This window comes from Robbsia andropogonis (genome assembly GCF_034047095.1).
Classification (GTDB): Bacteria; Pseudomonadota; Gammaproteobacteria; order Burkholderiales; family Burkholderiaceae; genus Robbsia; species Robbsia andropogonis.
Genome location: NZ_CP139164.1, coordinates 810,030 through 835,194 on the forward strand (window position 1 = coordinate 810,030; position 25,165 = coordinate 835,194).

Below are 25,165 nucleotides of genomic sequence, written 5' to 3' on the forward strand. Positions count from 1 at the left end.
GCGCTATCGCTCCGAAGGCGTGCCGTCCTTATCGGATAGACGCCTCTCGTCGAGATCACGTATTTTTCATCGACATACGATAATTGCGTGATGGTTGAATAGGAAAATGCAATGCAAGGCATTTTTTAAATATATTTTTCGGATTCTTGAAAGCGGCGTAGATTTTGCTGAAGTGTTCACCACGCCTCAAGGAAGAATTCGCGATGACAGAAGAGGCCAGGTCAATCGACACCCTGGTGGTAGGCGCCGGCCAGGCTGGCGTTGCCGTCAGCGAGCATTTGACGCGGCACGGCGTGCCGCATCTGGTATTGGAACGGGCGCGAATTGCTGAGCGATGGCGCACCGGCCGCTGGGACTCCCTGGTTGCAAACGGCCCCGCCTGGCATGATCGTTTTCCGAATATGCGCATCCCGGGCGTCGACCCGGACGGTTTTGCATCGAAGGAGCAAATAGCGGACTACTTTGCCGCTTATGCCAGAAAGTTCGATGCGCCCATCCGCACTGGCGTAGAAGTGACGAAGGTGGTTCGCAACGTTCGTCGTCCAGGCTTTACGGTAGAGACGTCGGATGGCGTCATCATGGCGCAACGCGTCGTGGTGGCAACCGGACCGTTTCATCGCCCGGTGATCCCTGCGATCGCGCCATCGGATACCAGGTTCACGCAGATTCATTCGGCGGATTATCGTAATCCATCGCAGTTGCCCGCCGGCGCTGTTTTGGTCGTGGGCGCGGGATCTTCCGGGGCGCAGATTGCCGACGAGTTACAGCGGGCCGGACGACAGGTCTACTTATCGGTGGGACCGCATGATCGCCCGCCGCGTGCCTATCGCACACGCGACTTTTGTTGGTGGCTCGGCGTGCTGGGTGAATGGGATTCCGAGATGCGGGTGCCTGGCCGCGAACATGTAACGATCGCCGTCAGTGGTGCCCGGGGCGGCCATACCGTGGATTTCAGACGCCTCGCGCACCAAGGCATCATCCTTACGGGTGTGACAAAGTCGTTCGAGGACGGTCTTGTGCGATTTGAGGCCGATCTGGCGGACAACATACGCCGTGGTGACGAAAACTATCTGTCCATGCTGGCGCGGGCCGATGCCTACGCCGAGTGCAATGGTCTCGATCTGCCCCTGGAACCGGAGGCACGTGACGTGCTCCCGGATCCAGATTGCATGACGCATCCGTTGGATACATTGCACCTCGTCAACGCTGGCGTGACCTCCATTATCTGGGCAACCGGCTATGCGACCGACTTCAAGTGGCTCCAAGTCAATGCCTTCGACGAAAACGGCAAACCGCGGCATCAGCGCGGCGTATCGACTGAAGCAGGCATTTATTTCGTGGGATTGCCCTGGCTTTCCAGGCGGGGATCGGCGTTTATCTGGGGAGCATGGCACGACGCCAGGCATATCGCCGATCACATCGTGACCCAGCGCAACTACCTCGCGTATTACGATACCAACGCTGTGTGTATGACAAAGTCCGGTCAGGCCTAGGACGGGCTTCCGATTGATACATCGTCTTCGCCTGAGGTCTGCGAAATCGATAATATTGATGTTTCCAGCGCGCGACGATGAACATTCCATTCGCATGTACAAGGTTATACGATGAGCCAACCTACCCATACCCGTATCCGAATGTTCAATACCAAGGATACCTATCCGAACCAGACCCTCGACAACGATTTGTGCCAGGCGGTACGCGCCGGCAATACCGTCTATGTACGCGGTCAGGTCGGTACGGATTTCGAGGGTCGCCTCGTAGGACTTGGTGATCCGCGCGCGCAAGCCGAGCAGGCGATGAAAAACGTCAAGCAATTGCTTGAGGAAGCAGGCAGCGACATAATGCATATCGTCAAGACGGTGACGTATTTGACCGATGTGCGTTACCGGGAGCCAGTTTATCGCGAAGTGGGCGCGTGGTTAAAAGGGGTGTTCCCAATTTCCACGGGGCTTGTCGTGGTGGCGCTCGGGCAGCCGGAATGGTTGATGGAAATCGATGTGGTCGCGGTAATACCGGATGGCTGGACGCCGCCGCGGCTTTAAGGGGTAGCAATGACTTTTTCGATTGTCGGCCGATGCGCCGAAACGGGACAGCTTGGCATCGCCATCAGCTCATCGAGCATTGCGGTGGGAGCACGATGTCCCTGGGTCCGTTCGAACGTCGGTGCGGTAGCAACGCAGAACGTCACGCTACCCGCGCTCGGACCGCGGATTCTCGATCAATTGGAGCACGCACGCATGCTGCCGGCGGACGCGCTTAGTTTCGCGCTCGCATCATCTGAATGGCATGAATATCGGCAGGTGATGTGCATTGATGCGCAAGGTCGTACCGCTTCTTTTAGTGGTGCGGAGACGCTGGGCATCCATCAAGTACGCGAAGGCGTCCAGTGTATCGCCGGGGGAAATATGCTGGCACGAACCGAAGTCATCGATGCCATGATCCCGGCGTTCGAGAATGCGAACGGCCTGTTGCCCGATCGCCTGCTCCGCGCACTGCACGCCGGGATGGAAAAGGGCGGCGAGGCGGGGCCGGTACATTCGGCGGCATTGACGGTTCAGGGAGCGTTATGTTGGCCCTTGGTCGACCTTCGCGTCGATTGGGCCGACGATGATCCCGTCGGCAGGTTGGCGAGTCTTTGGACCGTCTATAAGCCACAGATGCAGGATTACATGACACGGGCGTTGAACCCCACCGCGGCCCCCAGCTATGGCGTACCGGGCAACGAGTGATGGTGTCGACATAATGCGCACGGTCGGGTGTTCAGACAACACCATGTTCCGTACCAGCGTTGCGTTGTAATCGTTACGAGTTGGCCCTCCGTCCGTCACGCCGATGGCAGGGACGGGTTCGTTCAGGCCTCCAACTGCAAGCGGCGGATATAGTGCTCGCTGAATGCAATAAAGTGGTTCACCACGCGCCGCGTCCGCATCGTTCGTGATCGGGCAATGCCGAGGGTGGTTGCCGTGACGGTATCCTTGAAACGCTTGATGACAAAGTCTTCGCCGTCGACGGTCCGTGTAGATTTCAATGGGAAATTGAGGAGGCTGTAACCCAGGCCGTTTGCTACCATTCCTCTGACGACCTCTGGCTGTGCGGAGCGATACGCCGGCACTGGACGATTGCCCACCGCATCAAAGAGTGCCGCGAAATATTCCCTGCTGTGTGGCAAATCCAGCATGACATAGGGCTCTTCCAGCAAATCGGCGAGCGCGACCTGGCGTGCGCGTGCAAGCCGGTGGTTCTTCGGGAGTAAGGCGTACGGCGGTAGCGACAGGAGTGGCGTGAATTCAGTGTCTTCGGTGAGATCGAGACTATACGTGAGCGCGAGATCGAGCGAGCCATCTTGCAGGCCACGCAGCAGATCGTCCTGGTGGCCCTCGATGGTGCGAAACGATATGCCGGCATGCTCGGCGGCGAAGTGGGCGATCAGTCCGGGCAACAGGGGCGGTGCGATGGAAGACAGGCAGCCCAAGGCAATAACGCCGGTCATGCCGCCGTCCATCTCCGTGGCGGTGGCCTGCAACTCCTCCGCGATCTTGAGGAGATTACGCGCGTGTCCAAGCAAATCGCGCCCGGCCTGCGTAAGTGAAAGGCCACTTGCATGGTGGCGGATAAATAATTGAACGCCAAACGAGGTTTCAAGATCCGCCAGTGCTGTCGAGATGGAAGGTTGTGAGATGTGCAGCCGTCGCGCGGCGGCGGTGAAAGACAGCGTTTCGGCCGTGACCACGAAATAACGCAGTTGCCGCAGGGAATAACGTAGCGGCTGATTATCCATCGACGTGTCTCATGGCAGGCGTTTTCAGAGTTAACACCTGCATTGTGAATCGCCTTTCAATCCGCATAGGAGCGATCTTCCTTGTCGAGAACGCGTTTCATCTCGTCGAAGTGTGCTAAGGAGAAGTCGCGGATGCCTTCCCAGTCGCGTGCCGTCTTCTCCGCAACCTCGGCGGACAGAACCTTTAACGGTTGTCCCGTCGCGTAGGCGACGCTCAGGATCTGACAGGCGCGTTCCAGCGTGTACATATCGTCGAATGCTTCGCCGATCGTCGGCGCCGTCACCAGCACGCCATGATTGCCCATCATCAGCCGTGAATGCGCACCCAATGCCGCAAGCAGGCGCGCGCCTTCGTGCGCCGTGTCGGCCATGCCGCCAAAATCACTGTCAAGTGAGACGCGACGGAAATAACGCGCCGTGTTCTGCTCGATGGGCTTGATCTCGGGATCGGCCAGGCAGGCGATCGCTGTCGCATAAACTGGGTGCAGATGCATCGCCACGCGAATGTGCGGCGCGCGGCGATGGATTTGTCCGTGGATGGCCCATGCAGTCGGATCGATGTCTGTGCGACCAGCAAGATCCTCGCCATCGTCGGCGTCTAGCAGCAGGAGATCGCTCGCGCGGATACGCGAAAAGTGTATCCACTTCGGATTCATCAGGAATCGCCGACCGTCAGGAGAAACCGCCGCGCTGAAATGGTTGGCCACGGCCTCGTGCATGCCGAGCTTGGCAAAACACCGAAAAGCGGCCGCAAGATCCACGCGAAGCTGATGTTCATCCATTGTCGTAATCTCAAAATAAATAATGGCTATACGAAGCAGGAGGCGAAGGGTCGCGCGTCTTGATACAGCCAGGCGTAGGTCTCCCGTTGTCCGGCTGTCATCCTGGCACTGTAACAATTTTAATTAGAAGAAAAATATTGTTTTTGGATACACTGAATAGCTTTTTCCTATCAAAATCGGCCGCGTTCTGGGTCGGGTCGAGCACGCCGTCGGATTTTTCGACCGCTGATCGTGCGATGACAAATTGCATTTCCGGCGCGGTTACGGTAGTTTTTGTCGATCCGGTGCGAAATCGGGTAAACGTTCTATTGAAGTCAGATTTACCTATTGCGGATTTGCAACGACCACCGATGAAAGCAGTGAAAAAGCCGCTGCCACTTCAGACACTTCTTTCGCGTGCGGGCGACATCCGATACGATTTTGACTGCGGTGTTGCAAGGGTGGCGCTGTAGCCGATTTTGAATGTTCAGTAGATTTTGCGGGTTGAGCGATCATGCAGAGTGCAATAATCCTTGATATGTTGAGATCCGCCGCCAGTACGGGCAAGGCGCCGAGCGGTAGCGATGCGCTTGCGCACCTTGTGCACTGGCTTGCGGCGCATGCGGAGCGACTGGCGGAAGAAGATGTTCAGAGTTTACTGACCGTCGGCCTGTCGCTGTACAACACAGAGCTTGAAAAAAGCTGGAATATTGATTTCGAGAGCGTCGTGTACGCATCCAGCTTATCGACACTGGCTAAAACGACAGCACAGGACAAGCCCGCTGCGGCAGGTGCCGGGGGCGCGGAAACGTCGGACCCGGATCAAGCCCGTGCTCGCGCCGAAGCCGCGATTGCCGCGCTGGTCGAAATGCGACGACCTGGTTCGCCCGGCGCGTTGAGTGCCGCCAAGCACGGACGGCGGTGGACCGATTCGCCCCAATGGGCGCTGACGTACCGCGGCTAAGTTGTGAATGGAACTAGCCGAACGGTTCTCATGAGAACCGTTCGGCTTTTTTTTAAAAAAGCAAAATACGGCACTGCTGTCTCGACAAGCTCGCTTGATCTTCCGGAGAGCGCACAACGGCTTTGAGTGTTCGGCCAATCTGACGTAAAGGGCCACGGATTCCCGGGCAATCGATATTATTATCGTCGATGTAAGATCAGTATTCCATATTTTAATATTCATTTCTTGAATGAAATGATTTTCAATGCTGCGCGTCATAACTAAAAATATTTACGTTGCGTGAACAAATTAACGGGGATGTTTTTTTGAGCAATGTGAAATACGTCTATCTATTTGTCTCATATCGTCTTTGTCAGCGACTCGGGAGCATAAAATTTCCTGAAGAATGATGAGATTGGTCTTGGAGGCTGGCCGTCACAATCTGCGCTTTGTATTCCTAAAGTATTATTCTGCGGAATTATTCTATCTATCCAAACGCGAGATGCATCCTGATGCCGAATCGGACATTTCCGTTGTGTCTCATAATCAGTGCCGTTTGCATGGATAAGCGTTAATTTGACGGTGAATGTGGAAGACAGTGAAAAATAATGTCAATGCTGAGCAGCAAACGAAATTCGTTTCCCATTTCGGTATCTCGCTATATGGACGCGATTTGATGCATCGCGTCCATATACTGTTTTCACAGGCGGCTTGTGTGGCCGTGGGAGTCTCGGCGTTGTGCAATCCGATTCAAGTGTCGGCCCAGGGTGGCGTTGCCGAACATGCGGCGGCACAACGTTCAACATCCTCTTCTGCGTCGCCGGACGTGCCACCTATTCCGCAATGGGTACAGAACAAAAGCGAAGACAGCGCCACGCCGACGATGCCTGTTTTACGCACGCCGCCGCCTGGTGGCAATAGCCTCGGCAGTAACGCTGCCGACCAGGACAGACAAGGTCAACAGATCGACCGCTACGAACAAGGCGATAGACCGGCGAGATGGTCATCGCACTTCGACGCACGCGACGCCGCGAATGAGACGCTTCCTTGGGATCAGCAGCAGTATTTGCATCCCTCACAAGCGCGCCAGCCGTGGGTGTCGTCAAGGCCAGGCGCGCCATCGAGCGCATTTCAGCGTTTTGTTCTGGACACCACGGGCACCTATCTTCCCGTGTTCGGCCATAGCCTGTTCGATACGTCGCGCATGTCCCGCTTTTCCGCGAACCAGAGCGCCCCCGCACCAGCCGACTATGTCATCGGACCCGACGATGAGGTGACGTTGCGCGTTTGGGGTTCAGTGGAGGGGGACTTGAATCTTACTGTCGATCGCAATGGCCAGATCACGATTCCAAAGGTAGGTGTGGTGACAGTGGCCGGCGTACGGGCTTCGCAGTTGGAGGCCGTATTGCGCCGGGCAATCGGGCGTAATTTCTCCGGTTTCGATGCGTCTGCATCGTTGCGCAAGCTGCGATCCATTCAAGTCTATGTCGTCGGGCAGGCAGCCCGCCCTGGGGCATACACGGTGTCGAGCATGTCGACGATCGTAAACGCCCTGTTCGAAAGCGGTGGGGTAGGGCCAAATGGATCGATGCGTCGAGTGGAGCTGCGTCGCCGGGGCGCCTTGGTCGGCATTGTGGATTTGTACAAATTCATCACACAAGGCAAATCGGACGGTGATCGAAGCTTGTTGCCCGGCGACGTGATTGTGATTCCGCCATCAGGTCCACGCGTGGCCTTGCTGGGCGCGCTCGACTCGCCTGCAATCTATGAGTTGAAAGACAAAAAGGAGACCTTGCGTGACGTGCTCGGGTACGCAGGGGGCACAAGTGCGCTGACGAGCACGGATAAAGTGACGATCGAGCGTGTCGACTCGGCCACGTTGATGACGCCGGCGCGTAGCGTTGAAAGCCATGCGCTGGATGCGGCGGGGCTCGCGACGATTATCAAGGATGGAGATGTGATCTCGTTGCAAAAAATCAATCCATCCTTCAAGAATGCCGTGACGCTACGCGGCAACGTGGCGGCATCACTGCGCTATCCGTATAGGGAGGGGATGCACTTGTCGGATCTGCTCCCGGAGCCGGCCGCGCTGCTCACACCGGATTATTTCAAAAGAAAAAATGTACTCGTGCAGATAGACAAGCCCGATAGGCGTCGGTCGATATCGATCGCGGACCAGACGCGTCATGTCCAGGCGTTGATCGATGAGCCGAACTGGCGCTATGCGGTGATCGAGCGGATGGATGTGCTCAAGTTGACGACGCGGCTTCTGCCGTTCAATCTGGGGGCCGTGGTCAATAAGACGGATCCCACCCAGGATCTGGCGTTGGAGCCCGGCGATATCGTGACGATCTTCGGTAGCAAGGACATGCGTCTGCCGCGGGAGGATCATACCCGGCTGGTAAGGGTGGATGGCGAAGTCCGTGCCGCTGGCGTGTATGAGTTGTTACCAGGCGAGAGCATGCAAGCGTTGTTGGTACGTGCGGGGGGGGTGACGTCGGCAGCGTATTTATATGGTGCGGAATTTACTCGGGAGCAGACGCGCAAGCAGCAGGAGGCAAACCTGCTGGAAGCGCTCAATCGAATGGAGCAACAATCAAGCACGCGTATGGCAAGCTTGATGGCCAATACAAACCAATCCGGAAACAATGAGGCACTGATCTCGCAATTCGCAAAGCAACAGCAGGTGCAAATTGCGCGGCTCAGAAATCTTAAACCTAGCGGCCGCGTGTCTTTGGAGTTACGTATGGATGCGCAGACGATTGAAGATTTGCCAGACCTCCCACTCGATAATGGCGATACGCTTTATATACCGCCGTTACCTGCGTTTGTTACGGTAGTGGGAGCAGTAAATAACGAGAACGCGATCATCTGGCGGGAAGGGCGCACGGTTGACGAGGTTCTGAAAGTGGCAGGCGTGCAGAAGGACATTGCCGATACCAGTCGGAGCTTTGTTCTGCGCGCCGATGGCAGTGTGTTTTCGCGTGACTCAACGAGTTGGCACAATTCATTTGAATCCGTCAAGCTGATGCCGGGAGATACGGTCGTCGTTCCGGAAAAGATCGACCCGCGCACGACAATGACGAAGTTCATGGCCGGCCTGAAAGACTGGTCGCAAGTGATCTCGCAACTTGGATTGGGCGTGGCCGCCATCAGAGTACTGAATCGCTAGCCCATAGGGATGGCGTCACCGATCTAGGTAACACCTCTCGATGTCATATCGTTACCTTCGAGGGGGAAGCGCCACGCAACGCTTCTTCAGCGGGCGACGAGACTACCACTAGAGTCGTAATTTTGCCATTTGCCCGCAAAATACAGAGAATGCTTGTCGTGGGTCAGCCACATAGGGTCTTTCCATGCTTCGGCAATATCGCCATTTTTATCACTTATCCCCATAAAATGCGCAATATCGACAACATGACGGAAGAGGCCTTCCATGACGCTACCCGATCCCGCCGGCGACGATCCGTTCGTTACGACGCGCGAGGCTGCAGAACTGCTCGGCGTATCGTTGAAAACCGCGCAGGTATGGTTTGAACAAGGCGGCATCCCCTCCTGGAAAACACCAGGCGGGCATAGACGGGCACGGCGCAGTGCGGTGATGGCAATGCGTAAGCGGGACGCGAAGCGATCAGATCCGCGTTTGCATCAAGCCATCCTTGTGCATCGCGCCAGCGACGTGATGCAAGCCCGCGTCGAGCAACTGCGCCTGTCGCCCTTTCCCGTTCACCTTTGTACCGGCGATCTGCTCGACCTGCTTATCCAGGTAGGCACGGTTGCGCCGGAAGTGTTGATCATCGACTTGAATGATGTCGACTGGCAGAAATTCGAGATGCTGCGCCGTATCACATCGTCGTCACGCCTTTCCCACGTCAAAGTTATCGCGCTGAGTGCATTGAGCGAGCGGGACCTGCGAAGCGAGGTAGGGAAAGTGGATCGGGTGACATTGGTACCCCCCGACGTGGATGCCACACCCTTCCTGGCCGCCGTGCACGAGTGCCTGGGATGGTCACTCGGGGGAGAGGAGGGTGGTAAGACACCGTCCATGGCCGATGTTGCACCTGGCACGCCGATGCCTGGATTTGTAACGCTGCCCAACGAGCCAAGCCGATTGCTGGCGGTGAAACGCAGCGGCTTGGCCGGCGCCGCGCCAGAAACCACATTCGACGATCTCACAAGGCTGGCGAGCCAGACCCTCCGAACCCCTATTTGCCTGCTCAGCATCCTGACGTCGGACCAGCAATGGTTCAAGTCACATTGGGGGCTGGATGTATCACAAACGCCGCGCGCATGGTCCTTCTGCAACCATACGATTCAAGCGGATGAGATTTTCGTGGTCCAGGATGCCACGCTCGACGAACGGTTCAAGCAAAATCCATTGGTCATCGGATATCCCAATATTCGTTTTTATGCAGGTTTTCCCATCCGGGACGTCGACGGCTTTCCACTCGGAGCGCTCTGTGTCATCGATCGTCGGCCTCGGACGCTGGGAGCTGCGCAAGTGGAAGCGCTGCACACCATCGCCGCCGCGGTTGCCGATAAGATCAATCTGCGGCTGAGAGAGCGTCAGCTTCGAGCGGTTCCCAGTGGTACCATTGGCGATTGAGGGCATGACGTGTCAGGAAGGGCGTCAGCGAGCGGATTGTCCACGTTATCGACGGAAGCGTCGGCAGTGTTCAAGGTAGCCCGCTTCGTGACTACCGACAAGTTCGACGACACTTTGCCAGAGCCACAGTGGCGCGGCGATCGATTTGTTTTTTGAGCGGCCTAGTTCACTTAGCCAAGTTCGGCGCGTTGTCGCATCCATTTGCCTTGAATGCGCATGCCCCACGACCAAGGCAAGATAGCGGGCGACCTTCATTGCTTCATCCTCGCTGATTTGCTCGATTTCCAGTTTTAAATCCTGTGGCAGCAACTCCCGCAGGATCACGGAATGCCCCTGCAGCTCAGCGGCTCGCATTCGTTCACCAAGATAAGGCGATAAATGACGGGCGCCTTCGACAACGCGCCGCGCGTTGTCCGTCGGCATCGGCGCGCCCGCGTAGCGCGGTGCGGCCGCTTTAACGCCTTCCTTGATGTCGATGAGGCAAAGATCGTCTCCTTCTATGGCGCCTCCATCCACGTCGAGCAATACCGCATAACGAAGACGGCCGAGGGAACTGCATCCTTTCACCCAGTATGCCGCATCGAGTACCGTCGTCCTGCCGTTGTCGGCCCGGCCCCGCAGGCTGGTCGCTAATTGCGAGACGGTGCGTTTCTCGAAAAGACGAGCGATAGCGGTGTGCTCGGTTTTACTGACCGGCCAAAATCGTTTACCTAGTGGAATTGTCGGGGCGATATCGTCGAGACGTTCAAGCGCGAGACTTTTCCAGGAGCGCCTGACCGCCTCTCGCATGACCAAGCGCACCATTTCCGGCCGCTTCTCCAATCCCTCATGCGCGCGTTTTGCGTCGAATGCGGTGACATAGCCGTCGAATAGCGCTTCGATCATGCTCACGGTCGTGATACCCGGCAGATCGGAGCTACGTGCCGCCGTTGCAAGCGACAGACCCAGCCGGATCAGATCGTGCGCCGGATTGCCTATCACCGTTTGATCCAGGTCGCGTATCTGGATCTCGATACGCCCTTGTGTATCTGCAACAGGTCCGAGATTGCCGGTGTGGCAGTCGCCGCAAATCCAGATGGCCGGACCTTGAGGCAGGCGCCGGATATCCGCCTCATTCAGCCAGTCGTAGAACTTGCTGGTACTGCCGCGTACATAAGCATGGGTGGAGCGGGCCATCTTGGCATTGCGTTTTTGGGCGAGGATGGTCTGCCGGGCTGCGTGGTTGCGTATGCCCGGCTTTGTTTGTTTCGGCATTGATAGGTTCCTTGTAATCCTCGTATCGTCCCACCTTCCGTTGCACTGCTCCGCCTGCAACACCACGCGCGGCATTGTGTAGTGGATCAACCAATTGCAATTGTTGCTTCAATCGTCTGTGCGTTAGGTTGTGCAATTAGTGTGCCATCGCTGGTAAATGCGCGTTATCCGCCGTGCGCACGCGGGTCTCAAAAAGCAATCCGCCGCCTTCGTCTGCTCGCGCGGCGGATGGCCGATGATGGTTTTTCATTTATTTATTTGGAGGGTTAGTCGTGAAGGATGATGTATTTTAATAAAATGCCTGCTTGATCAATCAGGTATTTTCTTTCGATGACGAGCGCGATTTTTAGTAATATGACAGATGAAATACCACATAATCTTGCTGTTTATTTTTAAATATTACAATCACGAACAATACTGTGTGGTATAGGGGGTCCGCGAAAGCATTTTTCAGTGCGAGAGATATTAAATAGAATATGGCCACTGTCGAAATACGTTGTGCGGATGCATTGCCATGTCTCGGAATAAGATTGTGAACCTTGGCACTCAACACATTTTCATAGCGGCAAATTTTCAGCGTAGAATGCGTCTGCCGCCGCGCTGCCAGCGCGCTTTTGGTTCTACGACAACGATGCACGTCGATCTCCTCACTCTTTATTTGCTTGCGATCGGAACGCTTCTGGCCAGTGCTGGAATGACGTATTGGGAGCATCTTACGCATCCCAAACGCAGTAAGGAGTTGCGCGTTCTGGCAGGCGCTTATACGACGTTGGCGATCGGGTGTGCGGCCGCAGTCTTGCGTCGCGTATTATCAGGGGAAGCGGGTGTCGCCGGCGCTGCGATAAGCAATCTGCTTATTGTTGGTGGTTATTTGCTAATTCTTCATGGCGTTGCATTGATGCATGGACGCCAATATCGTGTTGTATCCCTGGGGATGCTGGCGCTGCTGGCGTTGACGTGGGCTGTCGCCGGCGTTCAAGGCCAGGCTGTAATGTGGGCATACGTCAGCGCGTTCCCTATTGCGGTGGCGTCGGGCCTGACGGCACGGGAATTCCTTCGAGACGATGGCACCAAATTGGCACCATCAAGATATATCGTTGTTGTGGTAACCGCTATTCACGCGCTTTTCTATATATTCAGGGCGTGTATTCTGCCGTGGCTTGCTGTGCCGTTTGGTGTGCATTTCTTATCGATCGCCGGAAAGGTGACGATGTATGAGGGTGTTCTATATTCCGTGGTGCTGCCGATGGCAATGCTCCGATTGGTGCGTGAAGAATCGCATAGCCAGTTATTGCAGGATTCGCAGACAGACTACCTGACCCGTCTTGGGAATCGCCGGTGGTTTTTCGAGGAAGGTGAACGGATCATTCGTGAACATACGGCCAAGGGACAAGCCGATCGACCTACTGCTTTGCTGGTTTTCGATCTCGACCATTTCAAAGGGATCAATGACCAGTTTGGTCATAAGACGGGCGATGAAGTCTTGCGAGCGTTTGCCGAGACGGTGCAGGAGGTTGCGCCTTCGCGTACCGTGCTTGCGCGAATCGGTGGCGAAGAATTCGCCATGTTGTTGCCTGGGTATGAAACGTTCCGGGCGAGAGAGGTAGGCGAATCTGTCGCACGGCGCTTTGCCGAGTCCGTTTCCGCTCAGATGCATGCACTAGGCCTTGCAGCAACGGTGAGTATTGGCCTGGCACAGTTTGGAGAGGACGTGCCGACGCTTTCGGATTTGCTGGCCGCTGCGGATCGCGCGTTGTACAGTGCAAAGTCACTCGGTCGAAATCGACTGGAGGTCGCGCAGTCTTTACAGGTACTACGTCATTCAGATGACGAACTGTCCATTTCTCGAGGCTTTTCGTAAGCGTTTTCTCGGTGTTTCATCCTGAGACACCTATGCATCCCTGGTTGATTTCGATATCCGGCCCTTGCCTGAGCTGATGCGGCAATTTCCTTATAATAGGTAATTGACTTCATCATGGTCTTGGACCTGGAGCGTATGCATGAGCCAGATTGCAAGCAGCACATGGCACGCCGACCCGTTGGTTTGGGGGAATGGCCCTACGGTGTTTGAGCTCTTTCTTGAGCCTACATGCGCATTCTCTGTAAAAGCCTTCAACAAAATCTGGCCGCTGATCGATCGTGTTGGTGAAGAGCAGTTGACGGTAAAGATACGTCTGCAGTCGCAACCTTGGCATCTTTATTCAGGCGTTGTCGTGCGTTGTGTTCTGGCAGCGTCGACGACACCGGGCGGTAAGGACGCTGCGAAAGCCGTGCTTGCCGCCGTTGCCGCGAATCGTGATGCCTATGAATTCGAGAAGCATGGGGGCGGTGCCAATATGGACGTGACGCCACACCAATTGATCGCGCGACTGGAGCAGGAAAGTGGTGTACCGCTGGCGGCGGCATTCGCGCTGCCCGATCTTGATAAAGTGGTCAAATGGCACTGCAAATACGCACGTCAGAATGGCATTCATGTGTCGCCGACGTTTATGGTGGACGGTCTCGTTGATCCGGCGTTCAGTAGCGGAGAAGACATGGAAGCCTGGGCTACCCGGTTGACGACATGATGTTTGCATCGAGCACGGTCGAGTACCGGACGTTGCCATTGAATCCGTCCGGCATCACCGCGTGTTTCGGTTGTATTCGAAAAAGCAATTTTATTCTGCGCGACCCGTATTGCGGGCGTGTGGAGAACGGAGCGTAATGAATGACGAGATCAGCATTGGTGGTAGGCGCAAGCGGTATTGTCGGTAGCGCTACGGCAGCATTGCTCGTAGCACAGGGTTGGTCGGTATATGGTTTGGCCCGTCGTGCGACGGCCCAGGACGGCGTAGTGCCGCTCTCGGCCGATTTGCAGGATCCGGCCGCCACCGAGCAGGCCCTGGCAGGCGTGAAATGCGATGCGGTATTTATCACGACGTGGCTTCGGCAGGACAGCGAGGCGGAGAACATTCGGGTCAACGCCGCGATGGTGCGCAATCTATTGGATAGCCTGCGGGCGAACAGCCGTCCGCGTCATGTTGCCTTGGTCACGGGGCTGAAGCATTATCTCGGGCCGTTTGAGGCGTATGGCAAGGGCATGCTGCCGCAAACGCCGTTTCGCGAAGACCAGGGACGGCTCGATGTCGAGAACTTTTATTATGCGCAAGAAGACGAAGTATTTGCCGCAGCGAAAAAAGATGGCTTTACCTGGAGCGTGCATCGTCCGCATACGGTGATTGGGAAGGCTGTGGGTAACGCGATGAACATGGGTACGACACTGGCCGTGTATGCCACGCTATGTCGGGAAATGGGCCGTCCTTTCGTTTTTCCAGGATCTGCCACGCAATGGAATAGTTTGACCGACATGACCGATGCAGGCCTGTTGGCGAAGCAATTACTGTGGGCGGCCACGACACCTGCCGCTGCCAATCAGGATTTCAACGTCGTGAACGGTGATGTGTTTCGCTGGAGTTGGATGTGGCGTCGGATTGGTGCATGGTTTGGCGTCGATGCCGTGCCGTTCGACGGTACCGTAAGACCGCTCGAACAGCAAATGGCGGGAGACGCGGACCAGTGGCGCGAGATTGCCGCTCGCTATGATCTCGTGGAGCCGGATTTGAGCCGTCTCGCTTCACCGTGGCATACTGACGCAGATCTCGGGCGACCCATTGAGGTCGTCACGGATATGTCAAAGAGTCGTCGCCTGGGTTTCAAGGAGTATCAGCCGACAGACGATGCGTTTATTGCGCTGTTCGAAAGGCTGTGCGCGGATAGACTGATTCCGCGTCCGTGACAGTATTAGCGCGTGCCGATCGCCCAAAATCGCTCTGGTTCGAATGCGTCCGCGAGGGCAGCCGCACCGAGCGCGGCGAGCTGGCTTTGGTACGCGTGCAGAGCGGTGTGCTTGCACTGAAATGCCGCAATATCCTGCACGCGTGGTCGTGGCAGACCATTTCCTCGAGAATGCGACGGGATTTTTTCCGGCAATGGCAAAGCGCCGGTTTTTGGAATAGTGTGCCATTGCGCGGGCGTGGCGCTGAAGCCGGCCTCATATAAGGCGTGCAGTGCCGATTGCAGCGAAGCATCGATGTTCCGATAGGGTACATCCTCATATGCAACCCAACGCGACGTTGCTGCCACGCCGGATCGGGAGCAACGTATCCATGCCCGCCTGGCACGGATGTGGTCGGAATGGAACAGGCCCATCGGCACGACCAAGACGTCTGGTGCCAATTCCGTCAGTGCGACGGATAAAGCCGATGCCAATTGTGCTTCGTCAGTGCCAACATCGATAGTTCCAAGATATTGGCCGTCGAGGCAATCAAGGTGACGTACTCGCGCGCCGAGCGCTGTCATGGCGAGGCGATCCTCGTCTCTTCGCGCGATGACTGCTTGTTCCGCACTATCGAATCCGCATTCCCGGTCCCACGCCGTACTGATATCGAGCGCGGTCGGCATACCCGTGAACAACGTGACGACCGTTGCGTTGCGGCAGGTCGAAATCAGCGCGCCGCAACTCAATACCCCGTCATCCAGATGCGGCGAGATGACGACAACGTGTTGATCGGTTTCCAGCAGTGTGGGCGCGATCTCGATACCCATCACGTGATACCCGATGTGTGTTCGATGGCGTTGAGGAATGCGGCGAATCCATCCGGCGCGCGCGCTTCTTCACGCGCGCTCGTGACCACGGACGGATTGCCCGGGCGGGCGATAGCCACGCCGATACCTTCCAGGGCGGCCAGGAGCGCGGCATCTTCGCCCGTGCGAAGTGGGGCGAAGCCGCCTACGGCGAGATAGGCAGCGGCCGAGAGCCCGAGGTTTGCGCCATGGACATGCCGGTGCCCGTCGATACGCTGATAGGCCGCTTCGTGCCGCGACATGCATGCACTGCTGCGTTGCGACCAGTCATCGACGACGATGGTGCCGCAGACCGCATCACTCCCCGCATTGGCCAATCGATACTGACTGGCAAGCCAATCAACCGGTACTGCGGAATCCGCATCGGTAAAGGAGAGCCATTGCGCGCCGCGCCCCAGCGCGAACGCGGCGCCCATGCTGCGGGCCAGACCGACGTTCCGATGTGCCGAGCGCAATGCGCGATAGCCATATGACGCTACGATCGACTCGGACGCGTCATTGCAGCAATCCAACACGACGATTACCTCCACGGTTGCGTGCGCGAGCGTGCCATGCTGCACGGCTTCGCGAATGCTGTCCAGGCAACGGGGCAATAGACGTGCTTCGTTATGTGCCGGTACGATGACCGCGAAGGCCGCAGGCCCAGTCGACAACCCTGAAAGCGATGTGGCCGTCCTCATGGCGGGAACGGTGATTTCCACGGCGCCGATCTTCCTGGGTTCTTTTTCCGGTCTTGCGGTCATCATCGTATTCCCTCGTGTTGTGCGACCGACTTGGCCTCTGTGGTCCAGATGGACAGACAGAAATCGGTGTCGAGATATTCACCTGAAATGGGTAGGCCAAGCAGTTTGCCGATATGCCGATGCAGATCGACGCCCACTGTCGGCGCGCCCTGGAACGGATGGCACCAGTGGCAACAGGCCACTGTTGCCTCGGGAAGCAAGGCGTCTTTCAGCATGCCGATCACTGAGGTCAGGGCGTCATTACTCAGGTAATAGGCCACCTCGCTTAACACGATCAGATCGAAACGTCCCTCTGGCCATTCTTGTCCCAGGGTCATCGATTGCCAGTCAACGTGCGGCGGGGCCTCCGGGTGCGTGCGTGCGATATCCAGGGCCGCTTGTGCACCATCGCTGGCAAGCAATCGGTCGCATCGGGCGGCGAGCGAGCGGGTCAGCACACCGGTACCGCAACCGGGTTCATACGCCCGGTGGTATCGCGGTTTCGGCAAGCTGGCCAACAATACGGCGCGCTTCCTTTCTTCATACCACCCTTTCTCAATTTTCCACGGGTCGGCACTGGCGGCGTAGCATGCCGCGAAATAGTGACTATCGAAGGGTGACTGATGTTCCGCCTCTTGCATATCGGTAATCAAAGTTGCCATGGCGATATTCCGTGTGAATCTGCCTCGGTTAGCCGGGTGCCCAAGGCGATCAAGTCTTTCTCCGCATGGCTTTGGCGCAGAAACACCGGTAGATCCGCCATGCGCCGTGCGAATGCCGGCTCCTGGCAGAACGGCGCGGCACCCAGTGCACGCCCCGCATGGTCGATGACGCGACGTGCCGCGTCATCGATGACCGTTCGTGTGCGCAAGGCCCAGAGATAAGAAGAGGCGAGTGGTGCCGCGTCGATTGCCGTTGCCGCTTCAACTAGCAGCGCACGAGATGCTGTAAGGTAACCATCGATGGCCCCGAGGTGCATCGACTTGTGGACATCGCCGGGCGACGCGGCGGCAACGCGTGCGCCAATGGCACACGCCGCGCCATACCAAACCGCGGCAATACCGATGCCTCCGTGCCAGAAACCAGGACGTGAAATATAACTGTCCGGATCGCCGATTGGCACTGCCTCGACATGATCGAACGACAGTACCGCGGTGCGGGTGTGTGTCATCCCGACGGCAGACCATGCACTGGTATCGTGGCTGATGCCGTTTAAGCGCATGTCGACCAATACCAGCAATCGTCTACCCGGCGCGTGATCGCTTTCATGCTCGGGCCACGCCGTGACAAGTGCCCATTGCGTGGCATGCGCGCCGGAACACCAGGGTTTGCGGCCCGATAAACGATGCCCATCGAAATGCAGGCGGTCGATACCGTTTTCGGCTGCCCAGACTGCCCCCATGCCGGAGGGGGCTACCCTGTCGGGCGCGAGTTCGGCGAGAATGGCTAATGCGTCGGTATGGCTTTCATAAAGTTTTGCGGCAGACAAGTCATAGGCGCCCGTCGCCGCTAGTGCGCGCCAGCGCGCCACCGTTTCGCCCTTTCCCGGAAAAGGGATCTGATCCAATCCATCCCGGATCCAGGTTGCCACGTCAACGTCTGGTGCAGTGGGCGGATTCTGCAAGGCTGCGCCGGTGTTATCAGTGTAGGCGTGTAAAGTCCCAGCCAGCTTGCCGGCACATTCTTTTCTTGCACCGGACGCAGGTCGCGTGTGGATTTCACGCCAGGACGGGATCGTGCCTGCGTCAACGGTGGCCGCGCCGGTATCAAGTCGGGCGTCTCCGAACGAGCTTCGCATTGTCATCAGTACCCCAAATTCGTGCACCGTGGTTGAATACAGCAGGGCATATGGTGCGCGCTCCAGCGGCGGATGGGCCCTACGCGCTCTGTCAGCAAGAAGCGGTCCCGATACGTGTTCATTAGCTAATCACAATTGATTCCTTCCACATCGACATAAAACGCGGCAGTCTCACGTATATCGAGCGAAACGCGGAGGCTAGCGATGTCAGGGTTATCGGTCGGGTCGAATCCATGCGGCGATAGTTCGCCCAGTTCGCAGGCCATCGCGGCGGAGCTGGCAACACGCGAGTGCCCGCGCCGCGATCCGGTAAGATCGTCGTCGCGCACAAGGGCAAGCAGCCGCGAAGCGGTCACGGTGCTGATCGTGCCTGGCCTCCACGGTAGCGGTGATGATCATTGGCAGACGTGGCTAGAGCGATCCCTGCCCTCGGCGCGGCGTGTGGTGCAGCGCGATTGGGCGCAACCATCGCTTCTGGAATGGAGCGCGTGTGTGCGCGATTCGATCGAGGCCAGCACAGTGCCAGTCGTATTGGTCGGGCATAGTTTCGGATGCCTGGCGATTGCGGAGGCACTGCGATCGGTTGCTGATCGCGTCGCTGGTGCCTTGTTGGTGGCCCCAGCCAACCCGGTTCGATTCGACATCGATCCGGCCCGCTTGCAGCATCGGTTGCCGTTGACATCCGTGACGGTGGGGAGCGAGAATGATCCGTGGATGGCTTTCAAGGCAGTGCAGGATCTCGCGCAGGTTTGGGGCAGCAGCCTGATCAATCTTGGTAATGCGGGACATATCAATGTTGCATCGGGATTTGGGCCTTGGCGTCTCGGCCGCGAATTGACGGAAATGCTCTGCTGGTCTGCACGTATGGATGTCGTGCCACGTGAGGTGCTTACGTTGACCGACGCATGGTCGCATGCGGCCTGACGCAATCGCATCCTGCAGTTGGGCCAGCTTATGACGCGTAACGCATTCCACTGCCGGTGGTATTCCAGTATTTCGGGATAGCAAATCGAAAACGACCATTTGCCATTGTCGGGCAAGCGCGTTGTAATCGAGTCTCAGCGCGATTTGCCGTTGGCATGCAAGGCGTACGACGCGCGCAGCTGACCAATCCCTTATCTCAAAAATATGGTTTGCCCTCCAACGGGCGAAGGACGTGTCGCGTCCTTTACGTTCTGCAAGCGGAAAACTCATGCCTGATCTCACCACCTCGCTGCGCGACTATGCCCCGGAAGCGGTCAGCCACAAGGGGCCTTCGCGTCACACGATGTATTGGCTGTTGTCCTGGGCCACGCCCATCGTCCTGGTTCTTTTATGGGAGGCCGCGTCGCGGACGGGCTGGTTATCTCCTCAGGCGTTGCCTGCACCCAGTCGTGTATTTGAAACTGCTTGGGGCCTGGCCAAGACGGGAGCATTGTTCGTTCACCTGGGCGTTTCACTGATACGGGCCGTTACCGGTTTTGCCATTGGTGGTGCCGCTGGTTTCATTCTCGGCGTGGCCGTGGGTTTTTCGCCTTTTGCCTTCGCGTTATTCGACCGCACGGTGCAGATGGTGCGATCCATTCCGTTTTTGGCGATGTTGCCGCTGGTTATCGTCTGGTTTGGGGTGGGTGAAGTTGCCAAGGTGTTTCTTGTGGCCCTTGCCGTTTTGTTCCCGATTTATATCAACACGGTTCTCGGTATACGTCAGATCGATCCGAAGTTGATGGAATTGGCAAAGGTCAGCAATTTGCACTGGTTTGCTGTCGTCAGACGAATCATCCTGCCGGGCGCCATGCCGTCGATCCTGACAGGCGTGCGTTACGCGCTGGCCCACGCCTGGCTCGCCCTCGTGATTGCCGAGACGCTTGCCACGCAACAGGGCATTGGCTTCCTTGCCATGGATGCGCGAGAGTTCCTGCAAACCGATGTGATCGTGTTGACGATCGTTATTTACGCCGTAATTGGCGTGGTGGCGGACGGGTTCGCGAGACTGCTGGAAACGCGGCTGCTGGGTTGGCATCCGAATTTCGCGAAGGGGGTGCGTCGATGAGCCAGTCTCCTTTGTTGTCAGATGGAACATCCGCGCAGTGCACGCACACCTTGCGCATGCAGTCGACCGATAGGCGGGGTGCAACTCACGCTGCGGATCGTGTGGATGATCGTTTCGTCGATACGCCATTGGCGGTCTCCGTCAGCGGGCTGCGGCGTGATTACGGCGATCGTGTTGTCATCCGCGGATTGAATTTGCAGATTCATCAAGGCGAGTTCGTTGCCTTGCTTGGTGAAAGCGGTTGTGGCAAGACCACGTTGTTGCGTGCCCTAGTGGGACTGGATCGTCCGGACGCCGGACAGATCCGGGCAACCGATCGACCATCGGTCGTGTTTCAGGAACACCGTTTGTTGCCTTGGGCACGGTTGTGGGAAAACGTGGCGCTCGGCAACGAACGAAAGGTCGGTCGTGCCGGAGCGGAGCAAGCACTTGCCGAAGTGGGCCTGGAAGGGCGAGCCGATGACTGGCCGCGTAACTTGTCTGGTGGTCAATTGCAGCGTGTCGCGTTGGCGCGGGCACTGGTCCGCCATCCTGCATTGCTATTACTTGATGAGCCGTTCGCCGCACTCGACGCGTTGACGCGCATCAAAATGCACGGTCTCGTCAAGGAACTCGTGGCGCGCCACCAGCCCGGTGCGCTGATCGTCACGCACGATGTGGACGAGGCTATCACGGTTGCCGATCGCATTCTCATCATGCGGGCAGGGCGCATTGCGGCGACCTACCATCCCGCCGCGTATCAGGGAGAAGGACATCGGCAAGCGTTGCGGCAGGCGTTGCTCGACGCGCTGGGCGTGCATGTCGACCTCCCACTGACGCACTAGCAATACCGCACGCACATCGTGTGCGTGCCAATAAGAAAAGGATGCAACGACAATGCAGGACTTTATTCTTGGTCGGCGCCGCATGTTGCGCACGGCCGGCGGACTGTTGGCCGGTGCGGCAGCAGCCGGAAGCGGTTTGATTGCGGGTGGCCTAATGCCTGCTGGCGCGGCGACGCGAGTCAAGCTCACACGCAATACCGATACGGTGCGTATTGGCTGGGGGCATGGCAGTTTGTCGATGCTGGCGATGCAAAGCGATTCATTCAAGAAGACGCTTGCGGACAAGGGCATCAAGGTTGAATGGGTAGGACCCTTCCCGAACCATGCACCGTCCATGCAGGCCGTGGTAGGCGGGAGCGCGGACTTCGGTTTCTGGGGATCGACAACACCGGCATTGGCCGCGATGTTGGCGGGCTCGCCACTTGTATTCAACGCGTTTAATATCTATTCACCCAGATCGACGGCCATCATTGTCAAGAAGTCGAGTGGCATCAACGGGGTGAAGGATCTGGTAGGGCGCAAGGTGGCGGTGAATCGTTCTGGTTTAGGCGAATTCCTGCTGGTGGCGGCGTTGGAACAGAATGGGATCGATCGTTCGAAGGTGGAGGTCCTGTATCTGAATCCTCCAGACGCCGCACCGGCATTCGCGCAAGGCAAGATCGACGCCTGGTCGATGTGGTCTCCGGCGGTCGATATCGCCCGGTACGGCAATGATGCGAAAGACATCTTTAATGAGGGGCGTGATCTGAAGTTCCTGATCGATTTTAATTCCCTGGTCACGTTGCGTAAGTTCAGCGAGGAGAATTCGGCCTTGGTCCGTGCTGTAATCGATGCGTATTACACCGTGGGGCAATGGCAGTCGACGCATCCGGCGGAAGCGGAGAAGATCGCGCAGCAGGAAGGCAAGTATCCCGATCCCGTGCGCGAATACCTGACGAGTCTTAAGCGTGTCAATAACTTCTATGAAGCGGACAGTGCGGATTTCAACAAGCAATTTCAGCGCGCTGCGGATTGGCTGTCGGATCGAAACATCATTCGCTCGCACGTGAAGGTTGCCGACTATTGCTACCAGGTCTAAGCACCATCTCATATTCACAAAGATAGATAAAAAGCGGACATAACGGAGAAGATCGATGTCGAAGCCCCCTATTCGTCTCGGCGTCAACGTGCTTGCATCGGGCAGGCATGATGCCGCGTGGAAGACCCTTGAGAAAAAGGATGGGTTGTCGACGGACGTCGACCACTTTGTCGCCATTGCGAAAGCTGCCGAGCGTGGGTTGCTCGACGCAATTTTTCTAGCAGACAATCCAGGCGGCCTCGTGTCGGAGTCGTACACCCGACCTTGGCGTGCACTCGATCCGGCTGTGCTTGTCGCGCACCTCGCCGCCCATACGCAAAACATTGGTCTCGTGTGTACGACCACGTCGCTATTCGGTCATCCCTACACCATCGCGCGACAGATTGCGTCCATCGATCATCTCAGCCGGGGGCGTGCGGCATGGAATATCATCACATCTCAAAATCCACCAGCGCTAAACGCTTATGGCGTGGACGCCGGTTGGGATCAGGCGGAGCGTTATGAACGTGCGGAGGAGTTCGTTCAGATCGTTACCCAATTTTGGGACAGCGTGCCGGACGGCACGGTTGTCGCCGACGCAGATCGAACGGTGTATCTTGATCCGTCGCGTGTTCGCCGCCTGGATTATGCAGGGCGCCATTTCCGTGCACGAGGCGCATCGTCGGTACCGGAAACGCCGCAAGGACGGCCAGTGATCTTTCAAGCCGGCCAGTCCGCGGATAGCCGCGCATTTGGCGCGCGCTATGCCGATGCGCTTTTCACGGGACAACGCGTCGTCGAAGGCGGGCGAAGCTTTTATTCTGAAGTCAAGGGCCTGGCGGCGCGCTACGGGCGGAACCCGGATCACTTGCTGGTGATGCCAGGCCTGTTCCCGATTCTCGCATCCACGGATGAGGAGGCGCGGCGTCATAAGCGTCAACTCGACGATCTTCTGGACGCCACGGCCTTGCGTGAGGAACTCGCGCGTCACCTGGCGGTGGATCCAGCGTTGCTGGCGGATCTCGACGCACCGATTCCCTACAAGGAAACCGAAGCGAACGAACATCTGGTCCCCACGGCATCGCGATGGCATCGCAAAGAGATGCTGAAAGAGGCGAAGGCAAATGGTTGGAACATTCGTGCATTGCTATTTTCGAACATCACGGGTGGACATCGGGTTTTCGTCGGCACGCCGGAAGGGTTTGCCGACGACATGCTGCACTGGATCGATACGAAAGGTGCCGACGTTTTCAATCTGAATATCGATGTGCAACCAACGGGCCTCGATCTGATCGCGGACGAACTGATCCCGATCCTCCAGCGGCGTGGCCGTTTCCGTACGGCATATGAAGGTCAAACGTTACGCGATAACCTGGGGCTTCCGCACTATGAGGCGCGTGATCGTCTCGGTATCGATCCAGTGTTTTTCGCGCGAGAACTCGCTGGTGCGGCTTGATCGATCGCGAAGGCACGGTCTGATGCATTGCCACCCACTTCTTCCAATGTCATGCTGAATACCCCATTATCTAGTAACGATGCCCGTCCAGGTCTTGTGTCGGCGTTGTCCGTATCGCTCGGCCTGTCCGGATTGCTCGAACGGATTGCTGCCGGTGCCGCCGAACGTGAGTACGCGAATCGCTTGCCGCATGAGGAAATCGCCGAGTTAAAGGCGGCTGGCTTTGGGGCTATTCGCCTTCCTTCGAATGCTGGCGGGAAGGGATGTTCTCTGGCTGACCTCTTCACGTTGGCGCGCGATATCGCCGCCGCCGACTCCAACATCGCACACGCGTTTCGCAATCATCTCTTTCAGGTAGAGGTGGCGTTGCGTCATCCTGATCACCCGTTCCACGCCAGGGTGCTGGCACTGGCCGGCGAGAAAAAAACGGTAGGTCTGAGCTATACGGTCACAGATTCGCCGGCCGCAGGCGCGCGCCCCACACGTGTTTTGTCTCGTCTTGAATGGAACGATGCGCGCGGCAGCTATGTTGGTACCGGTGTGAAAGTCTATGCAACCGGTAATCTCTATAATGATGCTTTTGTTGGTAGCGCGATTGAAGGACGTGCGGGCAAGACGGTCCAGTATGTGCTGGATCGCGGTCCGGGCGTGGGCACCGAGGACGACTGGCAGGGTTTCGGCCAGCGGGGCACCGGGTCCGGTACGGCACGTTTCGATGCCGTGACGGTGCCGGCGTCCCAAGTCTATCCGCCAGATCCCCCGGACCGCGAAGGCGCTGCACCATGGAAATTCACCTTTCATCAGGTCTATCTCACCAATTGCATTGCCGGTATCGTACGGCGGGTGGCGCTGGACGCGGAGCATGTCTTGCGTGGTCGTGGCCGGAACTACTATCATGGCGATGCGGATCATCCGATGGATGAGGCGGTATTGCAGGCGCAACTTGGACGGATTCGCGCCTATGCTGCAAGTATCGAAGCGACGATTGATCGCGCGGTCGCTGCACTGCAAGCGGGGTGGAATGCAATCGGTACCGATGCGGAATACGAGGCGGTGCTGGCGGCATCGCTGTCCGCCGCGGAAGCCAAAGTCGTGATCGACGATCTTGCGCCGCAGGTTGCCAGTTGGTTGATTGACCTTGGTTCCGGCTCAGCCGTATCGCGTCGCGCCGGGTTGGATCGCCATTGGCGTAATATCAAGGTCATCGCATCCCATAATCCGCGTCTATATAAGGAACGTTTCCTCGGACAAAACCGGCTTGACGGCCGGATGCCGCCGACGGGTGCTTTTTTCTGACCACATTGTGTCGCT

At 57.4% G+C, this 25,165-nt stretch carries 23 protein-coding genes; 15 read left to right on the plus strand and 8 right to left on the minus strand.

The features are described 5' to 3' along the window. The first annotated feature begins 203 nt into the window (after window positions 1-203). The 3 genes from SJQ66_RS03445 (at window position 204) to SJQ66_RS03455 (ending at window position 2,729) form a co-directional block, all read left to right on the plus strand. Entirely contained in the window at window positions 204-1,493 is a 1,290-nt protein-coding gene (locus SJQ66_RS03445) for a flavin-containing monooxygenase (RefSeq protein ID WP_320533613.1), read from the plus strand. A gap of 111 nt (window positions 1,494-1,604) precedes the next feature. After that, window positions 1,605-2,042 carry a RidA family protein gene (locus SJQ66_RS03450; RefSeq protein ID WP_024904115.1) on the plus strand — a complete coding sequence of 146 codons (438 nt, stop codon included), beginning with the start codon at window positions 1,605-1,607 and terminating at the stop codon, window positions 2,040-2,042. A gap of 9 nt (window positions 2,043-2,051) precedes the next feature. Beyond that, complete coding sequence (locus SJQ66_RS03455) at window positions 2,052-2,729, plus strand: DUF1028 domain-containing protein (protein ID WP_024904116.1); 678 nt, start codon at window positions 2,052-2,054, stop codon at window positions 2,727-2,729. A 122-nt stretch (window positions 2,730-2,851) separates the two neighbouring features. Here the strand turns inward: SJQ66_RS03455 and SJQ66_RS03460 are convergent, their stop codons facing one another. Both SJQ66_RS03460 and SJQ66_RS03465 read right to left on the minus strand, forming a co-directional pair. After that, a complete protein-coding gene (locus SJQ66_RS03460; RefSeq protein WP_024904117.1) occupies window positions 2,852-3,778 on the minus strand; it encodes a LysR family transcriptional regulator in 927 nt (308 codons plus the stop codon). A 56-nt stretch (window positions 3,779-3,834) separates the two neighbouring features. Next, complete coding sequence (locus SJQ66_RS03465; RefSeq protein ID WP_024904118.1) at window positions 3,835-4,560, minus strand: class II aldolase/adducin family protein; 726 nt, start codon at window positions 4,558-4,560, stop codon at window positions 3,835-3,837. Between the two features lie 493 nt (window positions 4,561-5,053). On the opposite strand from SJQ66_RS03465, the gene SJQ66_RS03470 reads away from it, so the two are divergent. Both SJQ66_RS03470 and SJQ66_RS03475 read left to right on the plus strand, forming a co-directional pair. Then, window positions 5,054-5,503, plus strand: coding sequence for a hypothetical protein (locus tag SJQ66_RS03470; protein ID WP_036010756.1), 450 nt, complete (start codon window positions 5,054-5,056; stop codon window positions 5,501-5,503). A 655-nt stretch (window positions 5,504-6,158) separates the two neighbouring features. Beyond that, window positions 6,159-8,654: a polysaccharide biosynthesis/export family protein gene (locus SJQ66_RS03475; RefSeq protein ID WP_253464077.1), complete on the plus strand. Its 2,496-nt coding sequence runs from the start codon at window positions 6,159-6,161 to the stop codon at window positions 8,652-8,654. An 86-nt stretch (window positions 8,655-8,740) separates the two neighbouring features. Here SJQ66_RS03475 and SJQ66_RS03480 read toward each other — a convergent pair whose 3' ends face one another. Further along, window positions 8,741-8,920, minus strand: coding sequence for a hypothetical protein (locus SJQ66_RS03480; RefSeq protein ID WP_024904122.1), 180 nt, complete (start codon window positions 8,918-8,920; stop codon window positions 8,741-8,743). Here SJQ66_RS03480 and SJQ66_RS03485 point away from each other — a divergent pair. After that, window positions 8,919-10,088, plus strand: a complete 1,170-nt coding sequence (locus SJQ66_RS03485) for a GAF domain-containing protein (RefSeq protein ID WP_024904123.1) — start codon at window positions 8,919-8,921, stop codon at window positions 10,086-10,088. The two genes, SJQ66_RS03480 and SJQ66_RS03485, sit on opposite strands and share 2 nt — an antisense overlap. 45 nt (window positions 10,089-10,133) lie before the next feature. On the opposite strand, the gene SJQ66_RS03490 is transcribed toward SJQ66_RS03485, so the two are convergent. After that, entirely contained in the window at window positions 10,134-11,342 is a 1,209-nt protein-coding gene (locus tag SJQ66_RS03490) for a DUF2252 family protein (RefSeq protein ID WP_024904124.1), read from the minus strand. 631 nt (window positions 11,343-11,973) lie between these two features. Here SJQ66_RS03490 and SJQ66_RS03495 point away from each other — a divergent pair. The 3 genes from SJQ66_RS03495 to SJQ66_RS03505 all read left to right on the plus strand — a co-directional run bounded on the left by SJQ66_RS03495 (window position 11,974) and on the right by SJQ66_RS03505 (window position 15,117). Then, a complete protein-coding gene (locus tag SJQ66_RS03495) occupies window positions 11,974-13,203 on the plus strand; it encodes a GGDEF domain-containing protein (protein WP_024904125.1) in 1,230 nt (409 codons plus the stop codon). Between the two features lie 139 nt (window positions 13,204-13,342). Beyond that, window positions 13,343-13,909 carry a DsbA family protein gene (locus SJQ66_RS03500; RefSeq protein WP_320533614.1) on the plus strand — a complete coding sequence of 189 codons (567 nt, stop codon included), beginning with the start codon at window positions 13,343-13,345 and terminating at the stop codon, window positions 13,907-13,909. A gap of 140 nt (window positions 13,910-14,049) precedes the next feature. Beyond that, window positions 14,050-15,117, plus strand: coding sequence for an SDR family oxidoreductase (locus tag SJQ66_RS03505; protein WP_024904127.1), 1,068 nt, complete (start codon window positions 14,050-14,052; stop codon window positions 15,115-15,117). Between the two features lie 5 nt (window positions 15,118-15,122). Here the strand turns inward: SJQ66_RS03505 and SJQ66_RS03510 are convergent, their stop codons facing one another. The 4 genes from SJQ66_RS03510 to SJQ66_RS03525 are packed head-to-tail and all read right to left on the minus strand — an operon-like array spanning window position 15,123 to window position 18,491. Next, complete coding sequence (locus SJQ66_RS03510) at window positions 15,123-15,926, minus strand: PIG-L deacetylase family protein (protein WP_024904128.1); 804 nt, start codon at window positions 15,924-15,926, stop codon at window positions 15,123-15,125. Then, window positions 15,926-16,711 (minus strand): glycosyltransferase family 2 protein, encoded by a 786-nt coding sequence (locus SJQ66_RS03515; RefSeq protein ID WP_244141687.1) that lies wholly within the window; start codon window positions 16,709-16,711, stop codon window positions 15,926-15,928. Before SJQ66_RS03515 ends, SJQ66_RS03510 begins: the two co-directional genes overlap by 1 nt. Then, window positions 16,708-17,349: a class I SAM-dependent DNA methyltransferase gene (locus tag SJQ66_RS03520; protein WP_024904130.1), complete on the minus strand. Its 642-nt coding sequence runs from the start codon at window positions 17,347-17,349 to the stop codon at window positions 16,708-16,710. Before SJQ66_RS03520 ends, SJQ66_RS03515 begins: the two co-directional genes overlap by 4 nt. Next, complete coding sequence (locus SJQ66_RS03525) at window positions 17,337-18,491, minus strand: acyl-CoA dehydrogenase family protein (RefSeq protein WP_024904131.1); 1,155 nt, start codon at window positions 18,489-18,491, stop codon at window positions 17,337-17,339. The genes SJQ66_RS03520 and SJQ66_RS03525 overlap by 13 nt, the downstream gene beginning before the upstream one ends. A 198-nt stretch (window positions 18,492-18,689) precedes the next feature. Between SJQ66_RS03525 and SJQ66_RS03530 the strand changes: the two genes are divergently transcribed. The 6 genes from SJQ66_RS03530 (at window position 18,690) to SJQ66_RS03555 (ending at window position 25,150) form a co-directional block, all read left to right on the plus strand. Continuing rightward, complete coding sequence (locus tag SJQ66_RS03530) at window positions 18,690-19,409, plus strand: RBBP9/YdeN family alpha/beta hydrolase (protein ID WP_320533615.1); 720 nt, start codon at window positions 18,690-18,692, stop codon at window positions 19,407-19,409. A gap of 268 nt (window positions 19,410-19,677) precedes the next feature. After that, window positions 19,678-20,517 carry an ABC transporter permease subunit gene (locus SJQ66_RS03535; RefSeq protein ID WP_024904133.1) on the plus strand — a complete coding sequence of 280 codons (840 nt, stop codon included), beginning with the start codon at window positions 19,678-19,680 and terminating at the stop codon, window positions 20,515-20,517. A gap of 56 nt (window positions 20,518-20,573) precedes the next feature. Further along, complete coding sequence (locus tag SJQ66_RS03540; RefSeq protein ID WP_320533832.1) at window positions 20,574-21,341, plus strand: ABC transporter ATP-binding protein; 768 nt, start codon at window positions 20,574-20,576, stop codon at window positions 21,339-21,341. A 52-nt stretch (window positions 21,342-21,393) separates the two neighbouring features. Beyond that, on the plus strand, window positions 21,394-22,419 hold the full coding sequence (locus SJQ66_RS03545; RefSeq protein WP_024904135.1) for an NrtA/SsuA/CpmA family ABC transporter substrate-binding protein: 1,026 nt from the start codon (window positions 21,394-21,396) through the stop codon (window positions 22,417-22,419). A 55-nt stretch (window positions 22,420-22,474) separates the two neighbouring features. Next, window positions 22,475-23,854, plus strand: a complete 1,380-nt coding sequence (locus SJQ66_RS03550; protein ID WP_320533616.1) for an NtaA/DmoA family FMN-dependent monooxygenase — start codon at window positions 22,475-22,477, stop codon at window positions 23,852-23,854. A gap of 51 nt (window positions 23,855-23,905) precedes the next feature. Continuing rightward, a complete protein-coding gene (locus SJQ66_RS03555; RefSeq protein ID WP_024904137.1) occupies window positions 23,906-25,150 on the plus strand; it encodes an acyl-CoA dehydrogenase family protein in 1,245 nt (414 codons plus the stop codon). Window positions 25,151-25,165: the final 15 nt, after the last annotated feature.

Coding starts and splice junctions, on each gene's coding strand:
- SJQ66_RS03530 (WP_320533615.1), top strand. CDS start 18,690: ATGTCAGGGTTATCGGTCGGGTCGAATCCATGCGGCGATAGTTCGCCC.
- SJQ66_RS03555 (WP_024904137.1), top strand. CDS start 23,906: ATGCTGAATACCCCATTATCTAGTAACGATGCCCGTCCAGGTCTTGTG.
- SJQ66_RS03480 (WP_024904122.1), bottom strand. CDS start 8,920: ATGGAAGGCCTCTTCCGTCATGTTGTCGATATTGCGCATTTTATGGGG.
- SJQ66_RS03445 (WP_320533613.1), top strand. CDS start 204: ATGACAGAAGAGGCCAGGTCAATCGACACCCTGGTGGTAGGCGCCGGC.
- SJQ66_RS03515 (WP_244141687.1), bottom strand. CDS start 16,711: ATGATGACCGCAAGACCGGAAAAAGAACCCAGGAAGATCGGCGCCGTG.
- SJQ66_RS03545 (WP_024904135.1), top strand. CDS start 21,394: ATGCAGGACTTTATTCTTGGTCGGCGCCGCATGTTGCGCACGGCCGGC.
- SJQ66_RS03525 (WP_024904131.1), bottom strand. CDS start 18,491: ATGACAATGCGAAGCTCGTTCGGAGACGCCCGACTTGATACCGGCGCG.
- SJQ66_RS03550 (WP_320533616.1), top strand. CDS start 22,475: ATGTCGAAGCCCCCTATTCGTCTCGGCGTCAACGTGCTTGCATCGGGC.
- SJQ66_RS03460 (WP_024904117.1), bottom strand. CDS start 3,778: ATGGATAATCAGCCGCTACGTTATTCCCTGCGGCAACTGCGTTATTTC.
- SJQ66_RS03500 (WP_320533614.1), top strand. CDS start 13,343: ATGAGCCAGATTGCAAGCAGCACATGGCACGCCGACCCGTTGGTTTGG.
- SJQ66_RS03505 (WP_024904127.1), top strand. CDS start 14,050: ATGACGAGATCAGCATTGGTGGTAGGCGCAAGCGGTATTGTCGGTAGC.
- SJQ66_RS03450 (WP_024904115.1), top strand. CDS start 1,605: ATGAGCCAACCTACCCATACCCGTATCCGAATGTTCAATACCAAGGAT.
- SJQ66_RS03465 (WP_024904118.1), bottom strand. CDS start 4,560: ATGGATGAACATCAGCTTCGCGTGGATCTTGCGGCCGCTTTTCGGTGT.
- SJQ66_RS03485 (WP_024904123.1), top strand. CDS start 8,919: ATGACGCTACCCGATCCCGCCGGCGACGATCCGTTCGTTACGACGCGC.
- SJQ66_RS03510 (WP_024904128.1), bottom strand. CDS start 15,926: ATGGGTATCGAGATCGCGCCCACACTGCTGGAAACCGATCAACACGTT.
- SJQ66_RS03495 (WP_024904125.1), top strand. CDS start 11,974: ATGCACGTCGATCTCCTCACTCTTTATTTGCTTGCGATCGGAACGCTT.
- SJQ66_RS03490 (WP_024904124.1), bottom strand. CDS start 11,342: ATGCCGAAACAAACAAAGCCGGGCATACGCAACCACGCAGCCCGGCAG.
- SJQ66_RS03470 (WP_036010756.1), top strand. CDS start 5,054: ATGCAGAGTGCAATAATCCTTGATATGTTGAGATCCGCCGCCAGTACG.
- SJQ66_RS03455 (WP_024904116.1), top strand. CDS start 2,052: ATGACTTTTTCGATTGTCGGCCGATGCGCCGAAACGGGACAGCTTGGC.
- SJQ66_RS03535 (WP_024904133.1), top strand. CDS start 19,678: ATGCCTGATCTCACCACCTCGCTGCGCGACTATGCCCCGGAAGCGGTC.
- SJQ66_RS03475 (WP_253464077.1), top strand. CDS start 6,159: ATGCATCGCGTCCATATACTGTTTTCACAGGCGGCTTGTGTGGCCGTG.
- SJQ66_RS03520 (WP_024904130.1), bottom strand. CDS start 17,349: ATGGCAACTTTGATTACCGATATGCAAGAGGCGGAACATCAGTCACCC.
- SJQ66_RS03540 (WP_320533832.1), top strand. CDS start 20,574: ATGCAGTCGACCGATAGGCGGGGTGCAACTCACGCTGCGGATCGTGTG.